We start from the raw sequence: 3712 nt of genomic DNA on the forward strand, positions 1-3712 counted from the left end.
CCGAATTTCGGCAGGCCGAAATCCATCCCGTTCAGGGGCCGTGCAGTGGTGATTGCCGCCGGTGCGGCTCGAGTGGCCGTCTCGGAACCGTCATGGCTCCGTGACAACTCGGAGAACACTACTCATGCCCCAGGGGCGTGTCAAACGTCCCCGGCCACCCCTCCACGGGCCCTCGATCGCCCTCGACCGACCTCTCAGTCCAGGTCGCTGAGCCGTCCCCCGGCGTCCGGCTGGGCGTCCTCGACCCTGCGCAGCAGCCGGGTCAGCATCTCACCGAGGCGGCCGCGTTCCTCGCCGGAGAGGTCCTGGAGGAGTTCCTCCTCGAAGACCGTGGCCATGCGCATGGCCTCCAGCCATTTGCTGCGGCCTTCCTCCGTAATGCCGACGATGACGCGCACGCGGTTGTTCTCGTCGCGTTCCCTGGTCACCAGGCCCTCCGCGACCATGCGGTCGATGCGGTGGGTCATGGCGGCGGGGGTGAGGCCGAGCCGCTTGGCGAGGTCGCCGGGGCCCAGGCGGTAGGGGTCGCCAGCCAGTACGAGGGCCTTGAGGACCTCCCACTCGGCGTTGCTGATGCCGAGCTCGGCGGTCTGGCGGCCGTAGGCGACGTTCATCCGCCGGTTGAGGCGGCTGAGTGCGGAGACGACCTTCTCCACCTGGGGGTCGAGGTCCTGAAACTCGCGCTGATAGGCGGCGATCTGTTCGTCGAGGCTCGGCTCGGAGGCGCCGGGGGTGTCAGCCATGCCCGGCAGTATGACACGAACTGATTCGCGCTAAAGCCCTTCAGCATGTACTCTTTAGCTTCGAACTTTACTGTTGAAGTCTTCAGACCTCGACAGTCCCGCCCCTCAACCTCGACCTAGGAAGGTGAGTGTGACCACCGCGATGGGCGCAGCTCTGCGCCGGATCCAGCTGGGGAACGCCCTGAGCGCGTTCGGCAACGGCTTCACCGTCCCGTTCCTGTTCATCTACGTGTCGCAGGTACGGGATCTCGGAGCGAGCACCGCGGGCCTGGTGCTCATGACGTTCGCCGTGTCCGCGCTCGTCGTGCTGCCCTTCGTCGGTCGGGTCATCGACCGACGGGGTCCGCTGCCGGTTGCCATCGCCGGTACGGTCTCCGCCGCCGCCGGGTCGATGGGGATGGGGCTGGCGTCCACCGAGGCGCTGGTCTTCGCCGCGGCCGCGGCGCTGGGTGCCGGTATCGCGGTGATCCAGCCGACGCTCGCCACGATGATCGTCTGGTGCTCGACGCCGACGACCCGCTCGCGTGCGTTCGCGATGCAGTTCTTCCTGAACAACCTCGGCCTCGGCGTCGGCGGTCTGCTCGGCGGGCAGATCGTGGACACCTCGGACCCGGGGAGCTTCGTGCGGCTCTTCTCGATCGAGGCGGCGATGTTCCTGGTGCTGGGTGTCGCCGTGGCGACGGTGCGGCTGCCGAAGGCGCCCAGGGTCGAGGACGCGGTCCCGACGGACGAGGGTGCCAAGGGCGGCTGGCGCACGCTGCTCGGGGACCGGGCCATGGTGCAGCTGTGCGTGCTGGGCTTCGTGATGTTCTTCGCCTGCTACGGACAGTTCGAGTCGGGTCTGGCGGCCTTCGCGGTCGAGGTCACCCGCATCTCGCCGGCGCAGCTGGGCATCGCGCTCGCCGCCAACACCGCGGCGATCGTGCTGGCGCAGTTCGTCGTCCTCAAGCTGGTCGAGGGGCACCGGCGCAGCCGGGTCATGGCGCTCGTGGGTCTCATCTGGACCGTTGCGTGGGTGGCCGCGGGGGTCTCGGGGCTCATTCCGGGGGCGCACGGGGTGGCGACCGCGCTGCTGATCTCTACGTACGCGCTCTTCGGTATCGGTGAGTCGATGCTGTCGCCGACGGTGGCGCCGCTGGTGGCGGACCTGGCGCCGGCCCGGCTGGTGGGTCAGTACAACTCGGCGTTCGCGCTCGTGAAGCAGCTCGCGCTGGCGGTCGGGCCGGCCGTGGGCGGTCTGATGGCCGGTGGCGGTCTGTACGTGGCGTACATCGCCATGGTGATCGCGTGCTCCCTGCTCATCACCACCCTGGCGCTGCGGCTGGGCCGCCGGCTCACCCCGGCCCAGGACAACCCTCTGCTGGCGAAGGCACAGCGCCGGGCGGCGCCGGTGAGCGAGCCCACGGCGGTCCACGCCTGACACACATCTCCATATAAGAGGAGGGGGAGGGCGCCCGAGGCGTCCTCCCCCTCTTTCGTCACCCGTGCCCCGCCGGCAAGGCGAACTCGCACCACACGGCCTTGCCGCCGCCCGGCGTGCGCCGCGAGCCCCAGGACGAGGCGATGGTGGCGATGATCGAGATGCCGCGTCCGGCCTCGTCGACGGGCTCGGCGCGGCGGCGCCGCGGGAGGTGGTCGTCGCCGTCGGTGACCTCGATGATCAACCGGCGGTCGGTGCGGCGCAGCCGCAGGCGCATGGGCGGGGTGCCGTGCTGGAGGGAATTGGCGACGAGCTCGCTGGCGGCGAGGACGCCCAGGTCGCGCAGCTCGGTCGGGAAGCGCCAGCTGACGAGGACGCCGGAGGCGAAGGCGCGGGCCCGGGGTGCGGCTTCGATGCCGCCGAGGAGCTCCAGGGCGGCGTTGTGGAAGAGCTCGGCGTCGTGGCCGGTGCGGGCGGGGTGCTGGAGGACGAGGACGGCGACGTCGTCGTCGTGGTCGGCGGTCACGCCGAGGGCGCGGATGAGGCGGTCGCACATGACCTGGGGGGAGCCGGTGGCGCCGGCGAAGGCGCGCTCCAGGGCGGCGACGCCCTCGTCGATGTCCTCGGTGCGGCGCTCGACGAGGCCGTCGGTGTAGAGGACGGCGCTGGAGCCGGGGCCGAGCGGGATGGTGCCGGAGGCGTGCATCCAGCCGCCGGTGCCGAGGGGCGGGCCGGTGGGTTCGGCGGCGCGGCGGACGGTGCCGTCGGGGTCGCGGACGAGGATCGGGAGGTGGCCCGCGGAGGCGTAGACCAGGCGGCCCTCGTTGGGGTCGTGGACGGCGTAGATGCAGGTGGCGATCTGGGTGGCGTCGATTTCGCTGGCGAGGCCGTCGAGGAGCTGGAGGACCTCGTGGGGCGGCAGGTCGAGGCGGGCGTAGGCGCGTACGGCGGTGCGGAGCTGGCCCATGACGGCGGCGGCGCGCACTCCGCGGCCCATGACGTCGCCGATGACGAGGGCGGTGCGGCCGGCGCCGAGGGTGATGACGTCGTACCAGTCGCCGCCGACGGCGGTGTCCTTGCCGCCGGGCTGGTACGTGGCGGCGACGCGGAGGTCGTCGGGCTGTTCGAGCTCTTGCGGGAGGAGGCTGCGCTGGAGGGTGACGGCGGCCTCGCGCTGGCGGCGCTCGCTGGCGCGCAGCCGCTCGGCGGCCTCGATCTGGTCGGTGACGTCCGCGGCGAAGACGAGGACGCCGGGCTGTTTGGCTTCGGTGGCGCCGACTTCGATGGGGGAGCAGGTGAAGGTGTAGTAGCCGCTGCGCAGGACCTGGTCCATCAGGGGGAGCAGGCCGAGCTCGGTGAGCTCGGGGAGGGCTTCGCGGGCGGGGGCTCCGGGGCTGCGGGCCCCGAAGAGGGCGGCGTAGGCGTCGTTGACGTAGGCGATGCGGTGCTCGGGGCCGTAGACGACGGCGACGAGGGCCGGGACCTTGCCGAGGGTGTCGTGGACGGAGAGCCCGTCGAGAGTGGGGACGGGGCCGTCCGGTGCGGGGGC

3 protein-coding genes are annotated in these 3712 nt (G+C 71.6%); 1 reads left to right on the forward strand and 2 read right to left on the reverse strand.

Annotation, left to right across the window (positions count from 1 at the left end):
* Positions 1–194: 194 nt before the first annotated feature.
* The gene (locus tag ACSNOG_RS32060; RefSeq protein WP_436756219.1) at positions 195–743 is read right to left on the reverse strand and encodes a MarR family winged helix-turn-helix transcriptional regulator; all 549 of its coding nucleotides are present in this window, start codon (positions 741–743) and stop codon (positions 195–197) included.
* Between the two features lie 130 nt (positions 744–873).
* Between ACSNOG_RS32060 and ACSNOG_RS32065 the strand changes: the two genes are divergently transcribed.
* On the forward strand, positions 874–2163 hold the full coding sequence (locus tag ACSNOG_RS32065) for an MFS transporter (RefSeq protein WP_436756220.1): 1290 nt from the start codon (positions 874–876) through the stop codon (positions 2161–2163).
* A gap of 58 nt (positions 2164–2221) precedes the next feature.
* Here ACSNOG_RS32065 and ACSNOG_RS32070 read toward each other — a convergent pair.
* The coding region (locus ACSNOG_RS32070; RefSeq protein WP_436756221.1) for an ATP-binding SpoIIE family protein phosphatase at positions 2222–3712 on the reverse strand (1491 nt) is incomplete at its 5' end.

The organism is Streptomyces sp. URMC 124 (genome assembly GCF_051386455.1).
Taxonomy (GTDB): Bacteria; Actinomycetota; Actinomycetes; order Streptomycetales; family Streptomycetaceae; genus Streptomyces.

Coding starts and splice junctions, on each gene's coding strand:
- ACSNOG_RS32060 (WP_436756219.1), bottom strand. CDS start 743: ATGGCTGACACCCCCGGCGCCTCCGAGCCGAGCCTCGACGAACAGATC.